Source organism: Pseudomonas paraversuta, assembly GCF_904063065.1.
GTDB lineage: Bacteria > Pseudomonadota > Gammaproteobacteria > Pseudomonadales > Pseudomonadaceae > Aquipseudomonas > Aquipseudomonas paraversuta.
On sequence record NZ_CAJFCL010000001.1, the window covers coordinates 198,288 to 217,815 of the forward strand.

The following is a 19,528-nucleotide window of genomic DNA, read 5'->3' on the forward strand; positions in this document are numbered from 1 at the left end:
ACTGTGCCTTGACGCAGGTCAGTACCGACAAGCAGTCAGCCATGATTAATCGCGCCTAAAGTTTTCCCGGATTTGGCCGAAAACATGGCAAGCGTCCAAATACCCAGAGGTTTTTCGTCATGGTCATCGACTTTAGCCGTCTCAACAGTGCCCCGCCCTTAAGCGGCAGTACCCGCAGCAATGCCAACCAGGAAGCGGGTAGCGCCACGCAAGCGGCCCCTGCAAAAAAACCTGAACAAACCAGTGTCAGCGCCCCAAGCGGTGAATCTGTGCACCTCAGTCAAGAAGCTCAACAGTTGCAGAAAATCAGTGACTCGTTGCGTGACCAACCGGTGGTCGATAAAAATCGGGTTGCCGAATTGAAGCAAGCCATTGCCGATGGCAGTTATAAAGTCGACAGCAATCGGGTTGCCGGCAAACTGCTGAATATAGAAGCTGAGCGCTAGGCCCACGGCCAGTGCCAGGCTTTTGGACGCTTAACACCCATGAGCCCGACATGCACAACATCCACGATGAAAATTTGCTGCAACTGATCAATGACGATCTGGCACCGGCCGAGCAACTGCTCGGCCTGTTGCAGGACGAGTCCATTGCCCTCAAAAGCCGCGACATGCGGGTGCTGGAAAACATTCTGGCGCGTAAACAGTCGCTGATCATCCTGCTTGAACAGCATGGCCGCCGACGCAGCGAGATACTGGCAAGCCTGGGCTTGACCACCAACCGCCGCGGCCTCGAAAGCCTTGCCAGCCACTCCAGCGTGGGCGAGCAATTGCTGACACAGAGCGATCTGCTGAACCAGTTGCTGGCCCGGTGCCAGGCAGCCAACCTGCTAAACGGCCAATCGATCCAGACGCAACAGGCGATCACCGCCAATCAGTTGCGCATCCTGCACGGCGGCGAAGCGCCTTCGCTGTATGACGCCCGCGGCTCGACCTCAATGCTGGATAAACCCCGCGCTTACAGCCAGGCCTGAACCTGCACGGTCACGCTATCTAGACACGCAACACAATGGCAAAATGCCACCCCCTGCGTGTTGCTGTTTATTGTCCGGAGACCGCTGAACCGTGTTCGATTCCCAAGATGCTCCGCAGCCACCCAAGGTGCTTTCCACACCTTTGGAAGTGGCCTCCAGCCTGCGCATGCTGCAAGAGAGCCATGACCCGCTGATTATTACGTTCCAGGACCGCAGCCAGCGCTTCCAGAGCTATGTGGTCGAAGTGGATCGTGAGGGCAACTCCATGGCCCTGGACGAAATGATCCCCCGTGACGGCGAGCGTTTTCTTCAGGACGGCGTACCGTTTCGGGTTGAAGGTTTCCATGAAGGCGTACGCATCGCCTGGGAATGCACCAGCCGCCTGACCATTGACGACGCCCATGACCACCGCTGCTACCGCACCGCCCTGCCGGGCGAAGTGCTGTACCACCAGCGGCGCAACGCATTTCGCGCGGCACTCAAACTGGCCAATCTGGTGAATGTCGAAGTGGCGGGCGAAAAGCTCAAGGCGCCGCTCAAGGGCAAGCTGCTTGATGTATCGGCCACGGGCTGCAAATTGCGCTTCGAAGGCAATATCGGCGAGAGCATGCAGCTGGGCCAGGTGTATGAGCGCTTCAGTGCCGCCCTGCCCTTCGGCGCCATGACCACGGCCGTGGAGTTGCGCTACCTGCATTTTGAAGAGCGCCTCAACGTCACCTTTGCCGGCCTGCGGTTTCACAACATCAGCGGGGCTGTGCAGCGTCAGGTCGAGCGTTTTGTCTATCAACTGCAGCGCGAAGCGCGCCAGTTCGATAAAGACGACTACTGATAAGCCTGTAAAAAAGAAATAAACCTGTAGGAGCGAGCTTGCTCGCGAGCTCTTCAAAGAGAGATCAAAAGCTCGCGAGCAAGCTCGCTCCTACAGTCAGCTCGCCCCTACAGTCAGTTCGCTCCTGCCTTCAGGGCTCAGGCCTGGTTTCAGGTTCTGAACGCCCGGTTTCAGGCTCAGGTTCAGGCTCCGGCGCGATGTTGTCCACCATCTGATCCTGCACCACCTGCTCATCCACCCGCGGGTCAAGCGCTGCCACCAGCGGTGAGCTGGACATGCTGTCAGGCATGGCAACGTGATGCAGAGGCGCATCGTCGACCTGGTGCAGGTTGGTGACCGCATTCGGCCGTATGCGCCAAACCAGCAGTAACCCCGCAACGCTGAAAAACGCGTAGAGCATATGGCTGCCAAACAGTTTCATCAGCACCCCGGTCACCAGAGGGCCGATGCTCGCGCCAATGCCGTAGGTCACCAGCAGCATGGCTGTCAGCGAAACCCGGCGCTCGCCTTCAATGTGGTCGTTGGCAAACGCCACAGCCAGCGGGTAAATACAGAACTGCACCAGCGCACTCAGGCAACCTGCTGCAAACAACACTTGCAGCGGCACTGAAGGCAGGATTGCCAGCGGCAATGAAACCACCGCCAGGATCAAGGCAAAGATCCGGATCAGCAAAGGCCGGTCATAACGGTCCGACAGCCAGCCCAGCGGCCACTGCACCAGCAGGCCGGCGAAAATGCAGCAGCCCATATACAGGCCGACCAGTTCGGTGGACAGCCCTTGCTGCGACGCATACAGCGGCGCCAGGCCGTAAAAGGAGCCGACCAGCGAGCCGGCGCCCAGTACCGCAATCAATGACTGCGGTACCCGTTTCATAAAAAATTTCGGGTCCATCGGTGCCGGGTGCAGCGGCGCCGGGTGAATCCGCCGGGTCATGGCCACGGGCACCAGGCACAGGGCAAAACACAACGCCACCAGCATCAGCAATTCAGGGCCCAGGGCCGGATGAATCACCAGTACCAGCTGGCCGAGTACCAGACCCAGGTAGGAAGCGATCATGTACAGACTGAACACCACCCCACGCTGCTTGGCATCAGCCTGTTCGTTGAGCCAGCTTTCGATGACCATGTACTGGCACATCATGCCCAGACCGACGATCACCCGCAGCAGCAACCATATCGGCAACCAGTCCGTCAGGCCGTGGCACAGGACTGCTGCCCCGACGATACCGGCGCAGGTGGCATAGGCCCGGATATGACCGACACGGGCAATCAGCCGGTGACCGATCTTGCCGCCCAGCACCAGACCAAAATAGTTGGCCGCCATCAATGCGCCGATCCACAAGCCGTCGACATCGTCGGCAGCCAATCGCAGGGCAAGATAGGTGCTCAAAAGCCCCGAGCCGATCAACATCATCAGCGAAGCAAAATACAGGGCGCGAAAAGACTTCCAGATTTGGTGCATGGCGTTCCGTGCAGCTCCGTGTGCGGGCCGCCGGCAATCCTTCGATAGCCGGCGGCCACAGTGTCAAACGCTCATGCCAAGTGGCAGGCGCTTGAACGATTAAGCCTGAGCCGCCAATACACGACGCTCCCAGGGGGTGATTTCATCATAGAAGCTGGTGAGTTCCAGGGTCTTGGACGCAATGTAACCTTCGATGAACTCCTTACCGAACAGTTCAATCGCCAAGTGACTGCGTTTGAGACGCTCAAGGGCGGCATGCAAGGTACATGGCAGGGACAAAGAATCCGGCACTTCGAATTCACCCTGGATCGCAGCCGTCGGCTCCAGCTCGTTTTCAATCCCGTACAGGCCCGCCGCAAGGCTCGCGGCAATCGCCAGATAGGGGTTGGCGTCTGCCCCCGGCAAGCGGTTTTCGACCCGCCGGGCGACCGGTGAACTGGCCGGAATCCGCAACCCTGCGGCACGGTTGTCATGGGACCAGCAGGCATTGTTCGGCGATGCATAAGGGTGGCACAGGCGCTGATAGGAGTTGACGTTCGGCGCAAACAGCGCAGTAAAGTCGGCCATGCCCGCCTGTTGTCCGCCGATAAAATGACGGAAGGTAGCGGTCGGCTGCCCCGCCTCATCGCTGAACACATTACGTCCGCTGCCCAGTTCAACCACACTTTGGTGAATATGCATCGAGCTGCCGGCCGTGTGCGCCAGGGGCTTGGCCATGCACACCACGGTCAGGCCATGTTTGAGTGCGACTTCTTTAAGCAGGTGCTTGAACAAAAAGGTCTGGTCGGCCAGCAGCAGCGGATCGCCATGCAGCAGGTTGATCTCGAACTGGCTGACGCCCATTTCGTGCATGAAGGTGTCACGGGGCAAGCCCAGTGCCGCCATGCACTCATAGACTTCATTGAAGAACGGCCGCAGACCGTTATTGGAACTGATGCTGAACGCCGAAAAACCGTCTTCGCGACGACCGTCCAGACCCACCGGCGGACGGAACGGCTGGGTCGGATCGGGGTTGGGCGCGAACACAAAGAACTCAAGCTCTGTCGCCACCACCGGCGCCAGGCCGCGAGCGGCATAACGGGCGATGACCGCCTTCAACTGGCCACGGGTCGACAAACGCGAGCTTTCACCGCTGAATTCATCCGCGTCGCAAATGGCCAGCGCCCGGGGTTGCTGGCTCCAGGGCAAGGGATAGATGTGGGCCGGGTCAGGCACCAGTGCCAGATCGCCATCATCGCTGCCGTAAAAGCGCGCCTCGGGATAACCGCCCATGATGCATTGCAGCAACACCCCCCGGGCCATTTGCAAACGCCGCCCTTCGAGGAACCCCGCTGCAGTCATTACCTTGCCCCGGGGAACGCCGTTCAAATCGGCAGTCACACATTCAATCTCGTCAATGCCGGTCAATCGCTGTGCGAGAGAGCGCTGGTCATCGGTCGTCATGACACTTTCCTTGTTGTGGTACGGGCCGCGAACGGCAATCCGTACAAAATACGCACCACCCGTTCGGGATTTCAAGCAGTCGCCGAACAATTCCTGGAATACCCTCGTAGTCGCTGCCGAGGAACGAGGGCTGCGATAAGGGCCCCAGGCCTTCAGATGTTCAGCTCGCTGAATCTGCCCTCGCAGTCTTTGTTCCTTGGCCGCAACGACGTAGAGCGTGATTGCGCGAAAAAACGCCGATACCTATGCAACGGCAACACAAGCCATTAGGGTGGCGATTCTATTTTTCTTCGCAGTGCCCGGCATGCCTAAAGACGACACTCACTTGATCACCGCCCACGACGTCGCGCGCCATGCCGGAGTCTCCCGTTCAGCGGTTTCACGCACCTTCACCCCGGGCGCCAGCGTGTCGCCGCTTACCCGCGACAAGGTCATGGCTGCGGCCCGGGCCCTGGGTTACCAGGTCAATCTGATCGCCCGCACCATGAACAAGGGCTACAGCAATTTCGTCGGCGTGGTCACCGCAGGTTTTGAAAGCCCCTTTCGGGCCAGCCTGCTCAGTCCGATCACCGAGGCACTGAACAAGCAGGGGTTGATGCCACTGTTGATGAACGCCGATGACCCGCGGCAACTCGAACAGTCACTGCACGAACTGCTCAGCTACCAGATTGCCGGGGTGATTCTGACCTCGGCATCACCGCCGCTGTCGGTGGTTCAGCATTACCTGAAACACCAGATCCCGGTGGCCATGATCAACCGCGGACACGAACTGGAAGGCGCCGAGGTAATCGGCAGCGACAACCGCGGCGGTGGCCGCCTGGCAGCGGCCACCCTGCTCGCCGGTGGCGCCAGACGCCTGGCCTTCATCGGCCAGGGGCAAAACAACTTCAGTAGCCGCGAACGCTGGGAAGGCTTTCGCGACCGGCTCGCCGAAGCGGGCCTGAGCCCGGTCGCGGTTCTGGATGCAGCGCCCAGCTATGACGGCGGACTTGGCGCCGTACAACAATTGTTCAGCAGCCGCGAGCGACCGGACGCCCTGTTCTGTGCCACCGACATGCTGGCCCTGGGCGCGCTGGACGGGCTGCGTTACAAGTTGCAGTTATCGGTGCCGAACGACGTGCAAGTCATAGGTTTCGACGATATTCCCCAGGCTGCGCACCTGGCCTACAACCTCACCACCCTGCGCCAGAACAGCAGTGAACTGGCAAAAAGCGCGGTAGCCGCAATTGTCGCCCGTCGCAAAAATTTTCAGCACTGTGGTCTGCACGGCTCTATTGCGGTGTCTCTGGTTCGTCGCGGCAGCACAGTAGAATAATTGTTTTATTTTTATGTTGAATTGAATTTTTGTTTCGTGTTGTATTAGCCCAACAGTGAATCGCCCCCTGCCCGCCCCAAGGCAAAAAGGTCCATTCACTTTTTTTAAACAGCAGATTGCACACGTGTGCAATCCAAGGAAAAAAGCATGCCGGCAACCCTCACTGCTCATCTGGACCTCGACCCAAACCAGCCGCTGGCCCTCGAACATCGCTACCTGCAAGCCCAGCGCATCGCCGTACAGGCGGCGCAGCTGGGGCTTGAATATTATCGCCAGCGCGAAACCCTGGACGTCGCGCACAAGGACGGGGTTGGCCAGGACGTGGTCAGCATGGCCGACCGCGAACTGGAAGATTTCATCAAGGGGCAATTGGCCCAACACTTCCCCGAAGATGGCTTTCTCGGCGAAGAAACCGGCGGCAGCGATTTGCAGGCACGCTGCATCTGGGTGGTCGACCCGATTGATGGCACCAGCTGCTTCGTCAACGGCCTGCACACCTGGTGTGTGTCCATCGGCTTGCTGGTGGATGGCGTGCCCAGCCTGGGGGCCGTGGCCGACGCCAACCACGACGAACTGTTCCATGCCTGCAAAGGCCTGGGCGCCTACGTCAACCAGACCCCCATCGTGGTCAACCCGGCTGTCGATCTGACCCTGGGCGTAACCGGAGTCGGTACCTCCCATCGACGGGGCAAGGAACACTTTCTGCCCTTCGTCAAACAGCTGCTGGATGAAGGCGGAATGTTCATTCGTAATGGTTCGGGTGCATTAATGATCGCCTACGTCGCCGCCGGGCGCCTGCTCGGTTACTACGAAACCCATATCAACAGCTGGGATTGCCTCGCCGGTCTGGTACTGGTCAGCGAAGCCGGCGGTCAATGCAGTGACTTTTTAAAGGACCGGGGCCTGATCGAAGGCAACCCGCTACTGGTGGCCGCGCCTCAGCTGTACCCGGCACTGGCCCGTATGATCGGGCCTTCTCTGAACAGCTGACTGCTGTGGTTGCGGGCTCAACCCGGCAGGTCAGATCAATCAGGCTGCACCGGACAGATCCAGAAAAGGTTTTACAAGCAGGCCCCTAGAAAAACAAAAACAGGAAATCTTGCGCCATGAAATCTCTACTCAATGCCTTCAAGGCTGCACCTGCCCGCGAGGGTATCCCCAGCCAGGACATGCAAAGGTTCAGGGTTTTGCGCTGGCAGACCTTTATATCCATGTCACTGAGCTACGCCTTGTTCTACGTGTGTCGCCTCTCGTTCAACGTGGTCAAGCCGGCACTGGTATCGAACAACATTCTGAGCCCCACCCAACTGGGCATCATCGGCTCGGCGCTGTTCTTCGCCTATGCCATCGGCAAACTGGTCAACGGCTTTCTGGCCGATCACTCCAATGTGCGCCGCTTCATGATGCTGGGCCTGCTGCTCAGCGCCATCGTCAATGCCTGCATGGGCATGACCACCAACACCATCATTCTGACCCTGATCTGGGGCCTCAATGGCTGGGCCCAATCCATGGGGGTCGGGCCGTGCGTGGTCTCGCTGTCGCGCTGGTACACCGACAAGGAACGCGGAACCTTCTATGGCTTCTGGTCGATTGCCCATAGCCTGGGCGAAGCCTTGACCTACGTGGCCGTGGCCGCTGTGGTGGTGACCTGGGGCTGGCAGTTCGGCTACTGGCTCGCCACCCTGATGGGCCTGGCGGGGCTGGCCCTGATTTACTTTTTTATGGCCGACTCGCCACAAAGTTGCGGTTTCCCCCCGGTACAAACCCCTGAACCCCATGACAAGACGGGGCCGAGCATCTTCGGCAAACAGCTGGAACTGCTGAAAAACCCGGCCCTGTGGCTGCTCGCCCTGGCCTCTTGCCTGATGTACATCGGGCGCTATGCAGTGATTTCCTGGGGCGTGTTCTTCCTGGAAAACGCCAAGGCCTACAACACCCTCAGCGCCTCGACACTGATCTCCATTACCGGGGTTTTCGGGATTATCGGTACCGGCCTGAGCGGGCTGATTTCGGACCGTTTCTTCAACGGCAAGCGCAATGCCCTGGCGATGATCTTCGGCTTGATGAACACCGCGTCGCTGGCCGCATTCCTGTTCGTTCCGGCCGGCCACTATTGGCTGGATGCTACGGCCATGATGTTCTTCGGTCTGTCGATGGGGGCTCTGCTGTGTTTCCTCGGCGGCCTGATGGCCACTGACATTGCCTCCAAAAGCGCTTCCGGTGCTGCGCTGGGCATGATCGGTATCGCCAGCTATGGCGGCGCTGCAGCAGGTGAAATTCTTACCGGCGTACTGATCGAGCACGGCACTACGGTGTTGAGCAATGGCAGCAAGGTCTATCAATTCCAGACCCTGTCGATCTTCTGGGTCAGTGCCTCGCTGATCTCGGTGCTCATGACCGCCCTGTTTGCCCTGTATATCCAAAAGCGCACACAACCGCCTATGGGTAAAACAGCAGCCTTTGCTGAACCGGCAAAGATTTAAACCGCTCTTGATCCTGAAACAAAAAGTGACATATACCTGCAACATTCATCCCGCATAGTTGGCGACTGGCCAGCAAGGAGTTGTGTGTTTCCCAAGAGCAATACCGCCGTGTCTTGGAACTAACAACAACAATAAACGAGCAAACAAGATGACCTATCCATTGAATGAAGCCCTGAACACATCTTTTTTTTCGCCGCGGAATGCACACGTGTGCAAACCCGGTCGCTACAACGGTCTGATCGCCGCCCTGTGCTTCACCGCACTGGAAGGCGCGCTCATGCTGATGCCCACTGCGTCCCACGCACTGGATCTGGACTACCAGCATCAGTACAACGAAAAGGATCGCGACCACACCGACAAGGTGATGATCACCCAGGCCCTGGACAATGGCCTGGCGTTCTCCTTCCAGATGGTTGCCAGCCCCGCAGTCAAGGAAAACGGTCAGCCCGGCCAGCCGTTTGAACACATGACCAAGGATTCCCTGAAAGGCAAGGTCAAGTATTCACACAAACTCACCAAGCGCCTGAAGTTCAAACCCAAGTTCACCTACTCCCAGGGCAAGGATAAAAAGTCCTATAAACCGGCGTTCAAGTTCCCCTACGAGTTGAACAACAGTTTTTCCGTGATCCCCGGTTACTACTACAAGCTCACCACCTATAAAGATGACGGCAAGGAAAGCAAAAGGGACAACGTCTGGTCATTGGGCGGCAAGTACCGAACCGACCGGATGTCCATCGGCATAGCGCGCAAAGAGATTTACAGCAACCAGATAGCGTTTGACGGCAAGAAGCGTAACTACAGCAACAAGTTCGTCATCGACTACAAAGTGACCCACCGGTTTATTCCTTACTTTGAAGTGGCCGACGTGTACGTCGACAAAGACACCGACGAGCGCCAGGCCCGCTATCGCGTGGGCTTTAAATACAAATTCTGATCGCGCGCCCCCCTGCAACCCCCTCCAGGAGACTGTGAATGAACGTTTCTCTTTCGGCCCTTTTTCGCCTCAGCGGCCCGCTGCTGACGGCGGCCCTGAGCATCAGCGCCCCCCAGATTGCCCACGCCCAGGACAACGGCCACTACGTACTGGAAAAAGCCGTGCAGGTCAGCCGCCACGGCGTACGCCCGCAGACCGACACGCAAAAACTGGTGGACGCCACCCGGCGCCAGTGGCCCACCTGGCTGGTGCGTGACGGCGAACTCACCGGCCACGGCTATCTGGCAGCCAGCCTGATGGGCGCCTGGCAGGCCGGGCACTATCGTCAGGCCGGGTTGCTCCCGGCGGGTTGCCCGGACACCGCCACGGTGTACACCTTGTCCAGCCCCAAACAGCGTACCCGCGCCACCGCTGGCGCATTGCTCGACGGCATGTTCCCCGGCTGCGGACAAAAGGCCCTGGCCAGCGCGGAAAAACTCGACCCGCTGTTCCAGACCGACAAGATGGACTTTGCCCGCATCGATCCGGTGATCGCCAAAGGTGAAATCCTCAAGGCCCTGGGCGGTGACCTGCAGGCGGCGAAGGCCCGACTGCAACCGGACCTGGACCTGCTCAAGGCCGCAGCCTGTATCGAAGGCAAACCATGCCCGTTCTACGAAGCCGAATGGGTGCTTAAACAGAATGATGAGGGGCGTCTGAAGATCAAGGGCCTGGACAAGGCGTCATCCCTGGGCGAAACCTTTCGCCTGCAATACAGCGAAGGCAAACCTTTGTCCGAAGTCGCCTTCGGCCATGCCGCCAACGCCAAACAGGTGATGGCCCTGACCCGACTGCACCGCGCCAAGTACGACTTCGTCAATGACACGCCGCACATTGCCAAACGCGGTGGTTCGCAGTTGATGAACCAGCTGCTGCTGGCACTGGAACAAGGCACCGCACTGGAAAAATCCGACCCGCTGGGCAATCCGCCCAAAGCCCCGTTACTGGTGATTGTCGCCCACGACACCAACCTCTCGCACTTGCGCACCATGCTCGGTTTTCACTGGGCCCTGGGCGAGTACCAGCCCGGCAACATCCCGCCCACCGGCACCCTGGCTTTTGAACGCTATCGCGATACCAACAGTGGCGAACGCTTCATCAGGACCACCTTCGTGACCCAGTCACCGGATCAGATCCGCAACCTGACCCCGCTGACCGGCAACAACGCGCCGCTGCAGGCGGACTTCGAACAGCCCGGCTGCAAGAAAACCGCGGTTGGCACCCTGTGCCCGCTGGAGAGTTTTGCCAGCAACCTGAGCAAAGCCATTGACCGCACAGCGATGACCACAGCGCGCTACCCATAAGCCCGCAAGCTGCGATGGGGCCGGACAGAGACGAAGGTCCTTCGGCCCTTATCGCAACCTTTGGCAGCGACTACAGGATTCACCGTACTTGAGTCATTAGCCGACTAGACTCTGCGCCCATTGTGTCCAGGAAGACTAAAAGGAAAACCCATGAAGATCTCGCTCTATGCCAGCCTGCTGCTGGCCGGCATGCTCAGCCCGCCAGCCTTTGCCCAAACGTCATCCAGTGACGGCTACGTCCTGGATAAAGTGGTACAGGTCAGCCGCCACGGAGTCCGCCCGCCTACCGAGTCCAATGAAAAACTGCTCACCAGCGTCACCCAACGCCAATGGCCGACCTGGCTGGTGCCCCTGGGCAACCTGACCGGTCACGGCTACACCGGCGCCGTGGAAATGGGCCGCTACCGGGGCCAGGTGCTGCGCACTGCCGGGCTGATCCCCAAAGGCTGCCCGGACGCCAGCCAACTGCTGGTCCATGCCAGCCCCCTGCAACGCACCAAAGCCACGGCCCAGGCCTTGCTCGACGGCATGTTCCCCGGTTGCGGTTTCCAGCCGACCTACGTTGCAGGCAAACAGGACGCCCTGTTCCAGGCCAATGAAATGCCATTTGCCGCACTCGACCCGGACAAAGCCAAGGCCGGCATATTCAAAGCCCTGGGGGGCAGCATCGAAGCCGCCCAGGCACGCTACAAACCCTATGAAGAAAAACTCCGGGAAGTGGCCTGCTTGCCGGGTGCTGATTGCCCGTACGGCAAACAGCCCTGGGTGCTCGAAGAAAATGCCAAGGGCCGCTTCTCGATCAAGGGCCTGAGCGCCGGGGCCAACATGGGCGAAGTGTTCCGCCTGGAGTACAGCCAGGGCCTGCCGCTGGACAAGGTCGCCTTCGGTAATGCCCGCACCCCGGCCGAAGTGTCGAGCCTGATGGTACTGACCAAAGCCAAATACGACTTCCTCAATGACATCCCCTATATCGCCAGCCGTGGCGCATCCGAGCTGATGAACCAGATTTCCCTGGAGCTCAAGCAAGGCACCTCCTTCGCCAAAAAAGATGCCCCAGGCACCCCGCCCGATGTACCGCTGATGCTGCTGGTGGCCCATGACACCAACATCTCGTACCTGCGCACCATGCTCGGCTTCGGCTGGAAACTGGGTGACTATCTGGAAAACAACATCCCGCCGGTGGGCACCCTGCAGTTCGAGCGTTACCGGGAAGTCAAAACCGGCGAGTACTTTTTGCGCATCGCCTTTGAAGCCCAGTCGATGGATCAGATCCGCAACCTGACCCGGCTGGCCGGCGCCGAAAAACCGCTCAAGGGTGATTTCGCCAGCGCCAAAGACTGCCGCAAAACCAGCGTCGGCCTGCTGTGCCCGCTCAAAGAGGCGCTGCTGAAAGTCGATCAGAACATTGATCCGACCGCGCTCACGCCTTACAGCTTCCAATAACCGGCGGCCTGGGGTAAAAGTCGCTTTCTGCGTTGAACCCGGGATGGGCACAATAGCGGCGCGACTCGCCAGGCATTTCCCGGCGTCTGAATCAGCATTTGAGGGGAGCGGTATCGTTTGGAGTTGAGGCAACTGCGCTATTTCGTAAAGATTGTTGAACTGGGTAGTCTTGGACGTGCCGCCCTGGAGCTGGAGGTCGGGGTTTCGGCCCTGAGCCAGCAAGTCTCCAGGCTCGAAAACGAGCTGTCGACCCGCCTGCTGAATCGCACCTCCACCGGCGTCACCCCCACCAGCGCCGGTGTTGCCTTTTTACATCACGCCCAACTGACCCTGCGTCAGGCGGAAAACGCCGTGATGGCTGCCCATCGCGGCCGTATGAGCGGGTACGTCAGCGTCGGCCTGGCCCCGACCACGGCTACCGTGCTCGCGCTGCCCTTGATCAATGCGATGCGTGAGCGCTATCCGGACATTCAGTTGCATCTGGTGGAAATGCTGTCGGGCCATTTGGCCACGCAGCTCAATGCCCGACAGATCGACCTGGCCATCCTGTTTCAGCTCGAAGGCGGGAAGCGCTGGAGCATCACCCCCCTGCTGGATGAAAAACTGTTTGTCATCGCCTCACCCCAATTACCCAATGCTCCTCGCGGTGATGGCGTGCAGATAGCGGATCTGGGGGGCTTGCCGCTGGTGATGCCGAGTTCGCAACACGGGCTGCGTTCAACCTTGATGGCGGCTTTTGAGCGGTCGGGGATCACCCCCAATATCGTGATGGAAGTCGACGGTCTGGCAATCTTGATGAACGCCGTGCGGGCCGGGCATGCCGCCACGATTCAACCCGGCGCGGCAGCGGCGCTTAAAGGCGAGTCCGGGCTTTCACTGGTGCAAATCACTGATCCCCATGTGGGCCGGCGTAATCTTCTGGCGACCCTGGCCGATGACGAACTGTCCCCGGCGGCGCTGGCCACGCGGCTGGTGATGGTAGAGGTGGCAAAAAAACTGGTGCTCGATCAGCAGTGGCCCGGCGCAACCCTGGTTGAAACCGCCAGCGGCTAGCAACCCGAACCGGCCACCCCTTTAATAAAACTAAACACCCCGCGTCGAATCCCGTCTTTCGGCGCTTTGCGCTGTCACCTACCTTCTCCCTCCTTTGCAAGGCGCACTTTGCTCCGGCTGCCTTGGGAACCGAGGAGAAATAATGATCGATGTACTCATCATAGGTGGCGGCAATGCAGCCCTGTGTGCCGCACTGATGGCTCGGGAAGCCGGCGCCAGCGTCATGCTGCTTGAAGCCTCGCCCAAAGTATGGCGAGGCGGCAATTCACAACACACGCGTAACCTGCGCTGCATGCACGATGCTCCTCAGGATGTGCTGATCGATGCCTATCCCGAAGAGGAATACTGGCAAGACCTGCTGAAGGTCACCGGCGGTATCACCGATGAGAAGCTGGCCCGAATCGCCATTCGCGCGTCGTCCACCTGCCGCGACTGGATGCGCTCCCACGGCGTGCATTTTCAACCGCCGCTATCAGGCGCGCTGCATGTGGCGCGGACCAACGCCTTTTTCATGGGCGGCGGTAAAGCCCTGGTCAATGCTTATTTCCGCAGTGCCGAACGCCTGGGCGTCGAGATCCGCTACAACACGCAAGTGACCGACATTGAGCTCAAGGACGGCAAATTTATCGCCGCCCACATTGGCGCCCATGAGGTCGATGGCCAGGCCGTGGCCGCGCAACGCATTGAAGCCCGGGCCTGCGTACTGGCAGCTGGCGGCTTTGAGTCCAACCGCGAATGGCTGCGCGAAGCCTGGGGGCAGAATGAACGGGGGGAATGGCCTTCGGACAACTTCCTGATCCGTGGCACACGGTTCAACACCGGTATCCTGCTGCGGCGCATGCTTGATCACGGTGCTGATGGCATCGGCGATCCGACCCAGGCGCACATGGTCGCCATTGATGCTCGCGCCCCCCTGTATGACGGCGGTATTTGCACGCGCATCGATTGCGTATCCCTGGGTGTGGTCGTCAACCGTGACGGCGAGCGGTTCTACGATGAGGGCGAAGATTTCTGGCCCAAGCGCTATGCCATCTGGGGACGGCTGGTGGCGGGTCAACCGGGTCAGCAGGCGTACTCGATCATCGACCAGCAAGCCATCGGTCGCTTCATGCCGCCGGTCTTCCCCGGTACCCGGGCCAACACCCTTGAGGATCTGGCCCGCCAGTTGCAGCTGCCCCAGGCTGCGTTCGTGAAAACCGTGGAGGACTACAACCAGGCCTGTCACGTCGGCACCTTCGACCACACCGCGCTGGACGATTGCCACACCCGGGGGCTGACCCCGGCCAAAACCCATTGGGCACGGCCGCTGGTGCAACCACCGTTCTATGCCTATCCGCTCAAACCGGGCGTTACCTTCACCTATCTGGGCCTTGCCACCGACGAAACCGCTGCCGTGCATTTCAATGGCGAGCCCAGCCCCAACCTGTTCGTTGCCGGCGAAATGATGGCCGGCAACGTGCTGGGCAAGGGCTACACCGCGGGTATCGGCATGGCCATCGGTACTGCGTTCGGGCGTATTGCCGGCGTCCAGGCCGCCGCCTCCGTGGGCTATGGCCCTTCCTCCACGATATCGGAATCTCGACATGCAACTGTTTGATCCCAAGGCATCCGGCGAATTGATCCCGGTATTGAACCTTGATGAAACCGAAGTCCAGCGCCAGCTGGCGATCTGCAACTCCTGCCGTTACTGCGAGGGCTTCTGCGCGGTGTTTCCGGCCATGACCCGGCGTCTTGAGTTTGGCCAGGCCGATATCCACTACCTGGCCAATCTTTGCCACAACTGTGGTGCGTGCCTGCATGCCTGCCAATACGCAGCTCCCCACGAATTCGCAATCAATATACCCAAGGCCATGGCCAAGGTACGCCTGGACACCTACGCCGAATACGCCTGGCCCAAGGCCCTGGGCACTTTGTATCAGCGCAACGGCCTGACCCTGGCTGTGGCCACTGCGGCGGGGCTGACGCTATTTCTGTGCCTCATGTTGCTGGTGATGGGCAATCTCTTTACCGCTATGCCCGGGGGCAATTTCTACGGAATTTTCCCGCACAACACACTGGCACTGATGTTCGGGCCGGTGTTCGGCTTTGCAGTGCTTGCCCTGACCCTGGGCGTACGCCGCTTCTGGCGCGATGTATCACCTGCCAGTGCCAGCCTGGGGCTTAAAACCTCAGCGGCCCTTGAAGCGACGTCCAGCGTTGCCCGGCTCAAGTATCTGGACGGCGGGCATGGCGAGGGCTGCAACAATAGCGACGACGCTTTCACCCTGTGGCGTCGGCGCTTCCACCACCTGACCTTCTACGGCTTCCTGCTGTGCTTCGCAGCGACCGGCGTCGCCACCCTCTATCACTTTGTCCTGCACTGGTCGGCTCCGTATCCCGTGTTCAGCCTGCCCGTGATGCTGGGGATTGTCGGTGGGCTTGGCCTGCTGGTCGGCCCCGCCGGGTTGTTGTGGCTGAACCTGCGCCGTCATCCGGATCAGGGCGACGAGCAGCAAAAACCCATGGACCGCGGCTTTATCGCACTGCTGCTGTTGATCAGTGCCAGCGGCCTGGCGTTACTCGCCCTGCGTGAAACCAGCGGCCTGGGGCTGGCTCTGGCGATCCACCTCGGCCTGGTCATGGCGTTCTTCCTGACCATGCCGTACAGCAAATTTGCCCACGGCATCTTCCGCAGCGCAGCACTGCTCAAATACGCCATCGAAAAGCGCCAGCCAAACCCGATTAACGCGGCAAGCGACTGACACCAGAAGCACTCATTCCAATAACAATATCCAGCAAGACGGTAGCCATGATGAAAACAACAACAGAAACAAGCCGCAAAAAGGGGTCCAAGCTGGGCGCCATTTTGCGGGTCACCAGCGGTAACTTCCTCGAACAGTTCGACTTCTTCCTGTTCGGCTTTTACGCCACCTATATCTCCAGGACCTTCTTTCCGGCGACCAGCGAATTTGCCTCGCTGATGATGACCTTTGCAGTCTTTGGCTCCGGCTTTTTGATGCGCCCGCTGGGCGCCATCATTCTGGGTGCCTACATCGACAAAGTGGGGCGGCGTAAAGGGTTGATCGTAACGCTGTCGATCATGGCCGCGGGCACGGTACTGATTGCACTGGTGCCGGGCTACGCCAGCATCGGCATTGCCGCACCGATTCTGGTGTTGCTGGGACGGCTGCTGCAGGGATTTTCTGCGGGTGCAGAAATGGGCGGTGTTTCGGTTTATCTGGCTGAAATCGCCACACCCGGGCGTACCGGTTTCTACACCAGCTGGCAATCAGCCAGTCAGCAGGTGGCGATCATTCTGGCCGCCGCTCTGGGATACTCGATCAATACCTATATGGAGGCATCCGAAATTGCCGCCTGGGGCTGGCGCATTCCGTTCTTCATCGGCTGCGCGATTATCCCGTTCATCTTCGTCATTCGCCGTTCGCTGGAAGAAACCGAAGACTTCAAAGCCCGACGCCACCATCCGAGTACCCGTGAAGTGTTCCGCTCCATGCGTGATAACTGGCGGACCGTACTGGCGGGCGGCCTGCTGGCTTCCATGACCACTACCACCTTCTACCTGATCACGGTCTATACCCCGACCTTCGGCAGAACCGTGCTCAACCTGAGCACCACCGACAGTCTGGTGGTGACCCTGTTCGTCGGCCTGAGCAACTTCATCTGGTTGCCCATTGGCGGTGCGCTCTCCGACAAGATCGGCCGTCGGCCCTTGCTGCTGGGCATTTCCCTGCTGTGCATGCTGACCGCCTACCCGGCCATGCACTGGCTGGCCGAAGCCGCGAGCTTTGAACGGCTGCTCATCGTGCTGCTGTACTTCTCGTTCTTCTTTGGTCTGTACAACGGCGCAATGGTGGCGGCCCTGACCGAAGTCATGCCGCAAAACGTGCGGGTGGTGGGGTTCTCTCTGGCCTTCAGCCTGGCTACCGCGTTGTTCGGTGGCTTTACCCCGGCTATCTCGACCATCCTGGTGCAAACCACCGGAGACAAGGCATCACCTGCGTTCTGGCTGATGTTCGCGGCCTTCTGCGGGTTCTGCGCAACGATGGCGCTCTATCGTCAGCATAAAGCGCCGGTGCTCAACGCGGCATAAGCAAATAGCCGTGCCCCCTGTGTAGATACGCTCACGTGAGATACATTGAGCTCGCATCTAATAACAACACTCCCACAGGGGGAAACTTGAACACTAATCAAAAGCTCAGAACTTTCGACCGTATCCGTGAAGCAGTACTCCCTGAATTTCGCGACCGGGTAGCTGAATACCTGGTGGTGTATGAAGAGGCATTGCACGACGAACATGCACCTGTGGACGTCGTGCGCTCTACCGCAAATCAGCTCAGGGGCTATCTGCGCGGCCTGAACACCACCCGGGTACTGGGCATGGCTGATCTGGAAGAGCTGGACCGGCGTATCAGCGAATCCTGGCTGTGATCACGGCGCTTACTGAGCGCTGCGACTGAAAATCCGGATCACTTCATCCAGATGCTCGGCCATCGCCTGACGCGCAGCGGCCGGGTCATGCTGCTCCAGCGCCTGCAGCACTCGCCGGTGCTCATCTTCGGAACGATGGGGCATGTCACCTGAGCCGTAATGACTTTGCAGGCGCTGGAACATGCTGCCGTAACGATGGCCCAGCAGGTGCTGGATCATCAGCGCGTAGGCCGGATTGTCCGAGGCCTGGGCGATACGGATATGGAACAGGCGATCACCGGGATGGGTGTGCGAGTCCTGGCGGTTGTCCTGCTCGTTGCGCTCGAACGCTTCGCGGATGCCTGCCAGTTCTTCATCGCTGGCATTCACCGCCGCCAGTGCCGCGGCTTCGGGTTCGATCAGACGGCGCGCCTGGAGCAAGGCGAAGGGCGGGATCTCGGCACTGAAATCCACCTCGATACCCAGCTCGGGGTCCAGTTCTTTCCACTGGTTGCGCGTAACCTGGGCCATCACCGGTTCATTGGATACCGCTTGTACCGGCGGCTCGCATACCAGCACCCCGTTACCCACACGCACATCCACCAGACCAATCACTTCCAGCGCAATCATCGCCTCGCGCACAGAAGCCCGGCTCACCCCCAGCAACTTGGCCAGCTCGCGTTCGGCCGGCAAACGGCTGCCCGGCGGAAATTCTCCGCTGTCGATCAAGGCCCGCAACTGATCGGCGATCTGTCGATAAAGTCTTTGGTTATCAATTACTTGAAATGGCATCGTGAAATAAGCTCTGGTCTGGACAGCGTTCGACGAGCACTTTTGGGGAAAAAAGACGCTTGTTGATGCTTGAGGTGCATGCTACAAAAGGCCCAATGGCCTGACCATTGAACGGATAACGTAAAGCGATCATAGCAAACCTTGTCCCGATACTTGCGTGGTTTTGCCATTTGCTACGCCCACAATGGCCTGACCATTGGGCCAAAATAAAAATAATGAACTGCAACACGGAGCATCTATGGATCTTTCCGGCAAACGCGTGCTGATCACGGCCGCCGCCCAGGGCATTGGCCTGGCCAGTGTCCAGGCATACCTCGCCGCTGGCGCTGAAGTCTTCGCCGCCGACATCAATGCCGCCGCCCTCGACGCCCTCGAAGGCGCACACCCTGTTCTTTTAGACGTTACCGATGCCGGTGCCATCGAGCGCCTGGCCAGTGAGCTTGGCCCGCTGGATGTGTTGTTCAACTGTGCGGGTGTGGTGCACAGCGGCAATATCCTGCAGTGCAGCGAAAAAGACTGGAGCTTCGCCCTGGACCTCAACGTCACCGCCATGTACCGCATGATCCGCGCCTTCCTGCCGGGCATGCTGAGTAACGGCGGCGGTTCGATCATCAACATGGCGTCGGTGGCATCCAGCGTCAAAGGCGTGCCCAACCGTTTTGCCTACTGCGCCAGCAAGGGTGCCGTGATTGGCCTGACCCGTTCGGTGGCGGCTGACTTTGTGAGCCAGAACATCCGCTGCAACGCCATCTGCCCCGGCACCGTCGACTCCCCTTCCCTGCGTCAACGCATCAGCGAACAGGCCCTGCGCGAAGGCCGCAGTGTCGACGAGGTGTACGCCGCCTTCGCTGCACGCCAGCCCATGGGCCGCATCGGCAGCGCCGAAGAAATCGCCCAGTTGGCCCTGTATCTGGGTTCCAGTGCCAGCGGCTTCACCACCGGCACCGCACAAATCATCGATGGCGGCTGGAGCAACTAGCCCCTTCCACACCTGTAGGAGCGAGCTTGCTCGCGAGCTGTTGATCTTGAAAAAAGCTCGCGAGCAAGCTCG

The 19,528-nt window shown here is 59.6% G+C and carries 18 protein-coding genes; 15 read left to right on the forward strand and 3 right to left on the reverse strand.

Translation table 11 applies throughout. From position 1 onward, the window contains the following. Positions 1 to 119 precede the first annotated feature (119 nt). The 3 genes from flgM (at position 120) to JQ845_RS00915 (ending at position 1,802) form a co-directional block, all read left to right on the forward strand. Positions 120 to 446, forward strand: coding sequence for a flagellar biosynthesis anti-sigma factor FlgM (flgM, locus tag JQ845_RS00905; RefSeq protein WP_003441043.1), 327 nt, complete (start codon positions 120 to 122; stop codon positions 444 to 446). 59 nt (positions 447 to 505) lie between these two features. Then, positions 506 to 973 carry a flagella synthesis protein FlgN gene (locus tag JQ845_RS00910; RefSeq protein WP_029612370.1) on the forward strand — a complete coding sequence of 156 codons (468 nt, stop codon included), beginning with the start codon at positions 506 to 508 and terminating at the stop codon, positions 971 to 973. Positions 974 to 1,064: 91 nt separating this feature from the next. Further along, positions 1,065 to 1,802, forward strand: a complete 738-nt coding sequence (locus tag JQ845_RS00915) for a flagellar brake protein (RefSeq protein WP_010655880.1) — start codon at positions 1,065 to 1,067, stop codon at positions 1,800 to 1,802. A gap of 130 nt (positions 1,803 to 1,932) precedes the next feature. On the opposite strand, the gene JQ845_RS00920 is transcribed toward JQ845_RS00915, so the two are convergent. Together JQ845_RS00920 and JQ845_RS00925 are read right to left on the reverse strand one after the other, a co-directional pair. Next, a complete protein-coding gene (locus JQ845_RS00920) occupies positions 1,933 to 3,264 on the reverse strand; it encodes an MFS transporter (protein ID WP_010655881.1) in 1,332 nt (443 codons plus the stop codon). Positions 3,265 to 3,363: 99 nt separating this feature from the next. Next, positions 3,364 to 4,605, reverse strand: coding sequence for a glutamine synthetase family protein (locus tag JQ845_RS00925; RefSeq protein WP_177412990.1), 1,242 nt, complete (start codon positions 4,603 to 4,605; stop codon positions 3,364 to 3,366). 319 nt (positions 4,606 to 4,924) lie between these two features. On the opposite strand from JQ845_RS00925, the gene JQ845_RS00930 reads away from it, so the two are divergent. The 11 genes from JQ845_RS00930 (at position 4,925) to JQ845_RS00980 (ending at position 17,706) form a co-directional block, all read left to right on the forward strand. Continuing rightward, positions 4,925 to 6,022: a LacI family DNA-binding transcriptional regulator gene (locus JQ845_RS00930; RefSeq protein WP_236010177.1), complete on the forward strand. Its 1,098-nt coding sequence runs from the start codon at positions 4,925 to 4,927 to the stop codon at positions 6,020 to 6,022. 147 nt (positions 6,023 to 6,169) lie between these two features. After that, the gene (locus JQ845_RS00935; RefSeq protein WP_203007949.1) at positions 6,170 to 7,012 is read left to right on the forward strand and encodes an inositol monophosphatase family protein; all 843 of its coding nucleotides are present in this window, start codon (positions 6,170 to 6,172) and stop codon (positions 7,010 to 7,012) included. Between the two features lie 116 nt (positions 7,013 to 7,128). Beyond that, positions 7,129 to 8,505 (forward strand): MFS transporter, encoded by a 1,377-nt coding sequence (locus JQ845_RS00940; protein WP_160628278.1) that lies wholly within the window; start codon positions 7,129 to 7,131, stop codon positions 8,503 to 8,505. Positions 8,506 to 8,653: 148 nt separating this feature from the next. Continuing rightward, on the forward strand, positions 8,654 to 9,439 hold the full coding sequence (locus tag JQ845_RS00945; RefSeq protein ID WP_203007952.1) for an oligogalacturonate-specific porin KdgM family protein: 786 nt from the start codon (positions 8,654 to 8,656) through the stop codon (positions 9,437 to 9,439). A gap of 38 nt (positions 9,440 to 9,477) precedes the next feature. Further along, positions 9,478 to 10,782 carry a histidine-type phosphatase gene (locus tag JQ845_RS00950; protein WP_203007967.1) on the forward strand — a complete coding sequence of 435 codons (1,305 nt, stop codon included), beginning with the start codon at positions 9,478 to 9,480 and terminating at the stop codon, positions 10,780 to 10,782. A gap of 150 nt (positions 10,783 to 10,932) precedes the next feature. Then, positions 10,933 to 12,225 (forward strand): histidine-type phosphatase, encoded by a 1,293-nt coding sequence (locus JQ845_RS00955; RefSeq protein WP_203007978.1) that lies wholly within the window; start codon positions 10,933 to 10,935, stop codon positions 12,223 to 12,225. 117 nt (positions 12,226 to 12,342) lie between these two features. Continuing rightward, positions 12,343 to 13,278 (forward strand): LysR family transcriptional regulator, encoded by a 936-nt coding sequence (locus JQ845_RS00960; protein WP_203007981.1) that lies wholly within the window; start codon positions 12,343 to 12,345, stop codon positions 13,276 to 13,278. Between the two features lie 142 nt (positions 13,279 to 13,420). Continuing rightward, entirely contained in the window at positions 13,421 to 14,875 is a 1,455-nt protein-coding gene (gene tcuA, locus JQ845_RS00965) for an FAD-dependent tricarballylate dehydrogenase TcuA (RefSeq protein ID WP_003440983.1), read from the forward strand. After that, positions 14,862 to 16,019 (forward strand): tricarballylate utilization 4Fe-4S protein TcuB, encoded by a 1,158-nt coding sequence (gene tcuB / locus JQ845_RS00970; protein WP_203007988.1) that lies wholly within the window; start codon positions 14,862 to 14,864, stop codon positions 16,017 to 16,019. The genes tcuA and tcuB overlap by 14 nt, the downstream gene beginning before the upstream one ends. Positions 16,020 to 16,066: 47 nt before the next feature. Continuing rightward, the gene (gene tcuC, locus JQ845_RS00975; protein WP_161718073.1) at positions 16,067 to 17,368 is read left to right on the forward strand and encodes an MFS transporter; all 1,302 of its coding nucleotides are present in this window, start codon (positions 16,067 to 16,069) and stop codon (positions 17,366 to 17,368) included. 86 nt (positions 17,369 to 17,454) lie between these two features. Further along, entirely contained in the window at positions 17,455 to 17,706 is a 252-nt protein-coding gene (locus JQ845_RS00980; protein ID WP_010655885.1) for a hypothetical protein, read from the forward strand. Between the two features lie 9 nt (positions 17,707 to 17,715). Here JQ845_RS00980 and JQ845_RS00985 read toward each other — a convergent pair whose 3' ends face one another. Further along, positions 17,716 to 18,477 (reverse strand): FadR/GntR family transcriptional regulator, encoded by a 762-nt coding sequence (locus JQ845_RS00985; RefSeq protein ID WP_203007990.1) that lies wholly within the window; start codon positions 18,475 to 18,477, stop codon positions 17,716 to 17,718. Between the two features lie 238 nt (positions 18,478 to 18,715). On the opposite strand from JQ845_RS00985, the gene JQ845_RS00990 reads away from it, so the two are divergent. Next, positions 18,716 to 19,456, forward strand: a complete 741-nt coding sequence (locus tag JQ845_RS00990) for an SDR family oxidoreductase (protein WP_003440974.1) — start codon at positions 18,716 to 18,718, stop codon at positions 19,454 to 19,456. The last annotated feature ends 72 nt before the right edge of the window (positions 19,457 to 19,528 follow it).

Excerpts from the sequence above, each read along its gene's own strand:
- flgM (WP_003441043.1), top strand. The coding sequence starts at position 120 with ATGGTCATCGACTTTAGCCGTCTCAACAGTGCCCCGCCCTTAAGCGGC.
- JQ845_RS00920 (WP_010655881.1), bottom strand. The coding sequence starts at position 3,264 with ATGCACCAAATCTGGAAGTCTTTTCGCGCCCTGTATTTTGCTTCGCTG.
- JQ845_RS00925 (WP_177412990.1), bottom strand. The coding sequence starts at position 4,605 with ATGACTGCAGCGGGGTTCCTCGAAGGGCGGCGTTTGCAAATGGCCCGG.
- JQ845_RS00935 (WP_203007949.1), top strand. The coding sequence starts at position 6,170 with ATGCCGGCAACCCTCACTGCTCATCTGGACCTCGACCCAAACCAGCCG.
- JQ845_RS00940 (WP_160628278.1), top strand. The coding sequence starts at position 7,129 with ATGAAATCTCTACTCAATGCCTTCAAGGCTGCACCTGCCCGCGAGGGT.
- JQ845_RS00945 (WP_203007952.1), top strand. The coding sequence starts at position 8,654 with ATGACCTATCCATTGAATGAAGCCCTGAACACATCTTTTTTTTCGCCG.
- JQ845_RS00950 (WP_203007967.1), top strand. The coding sequence starts at position 9,478 with ATGAACGTTTCTCTTTCGGCCCTTTTTCGCCTCAGCGGCCCGCTGCTG.
- JQ845_RS00955 (WP_203007978.1), top strand. The coding sequence starts at position 10,933 with ATGAAGATCTCGCTCTATGCCAGCCTGCTGCTGGCCGGCATGCTCAGC.
- tcuA (WP_003440983.1), top strand. The coding sequence starts at position 13,421 with ATGATCGATGTACTCATCATAGGTGGCGGCAATGCAGCCCTGTGTGCC.
- tcuB (WP_203007988.1), top strand. The coding sequence starts at position 14,862 with ATGCAACTGTTTGATCCCAAGGCATCCGGCGAATTGATCCCGGTATTG.
- tcuC (WP_161718073.1), top strand. The coding sequence starts at position 16,067 with ATGATGAAAACAACAACAGAAACAAGCCGCAAAAAGGGGTCCAAGCTG.
- JQ845_RS00985 (WP_203007990.1), bottom strand. The coding sequence starts at position 18,477 with ATGCCATTTCAAGTAATTGATAACCAAAGACTTTATCGACAGATCGCC.
- JQ845_RS00990 (WP_003440974.1), top strand. The coding sequence starts at position 18,716 with ATGGATCTTTCCGGCAAACGCGTGCTGATCACGGCCGCCGCCCAGGGC.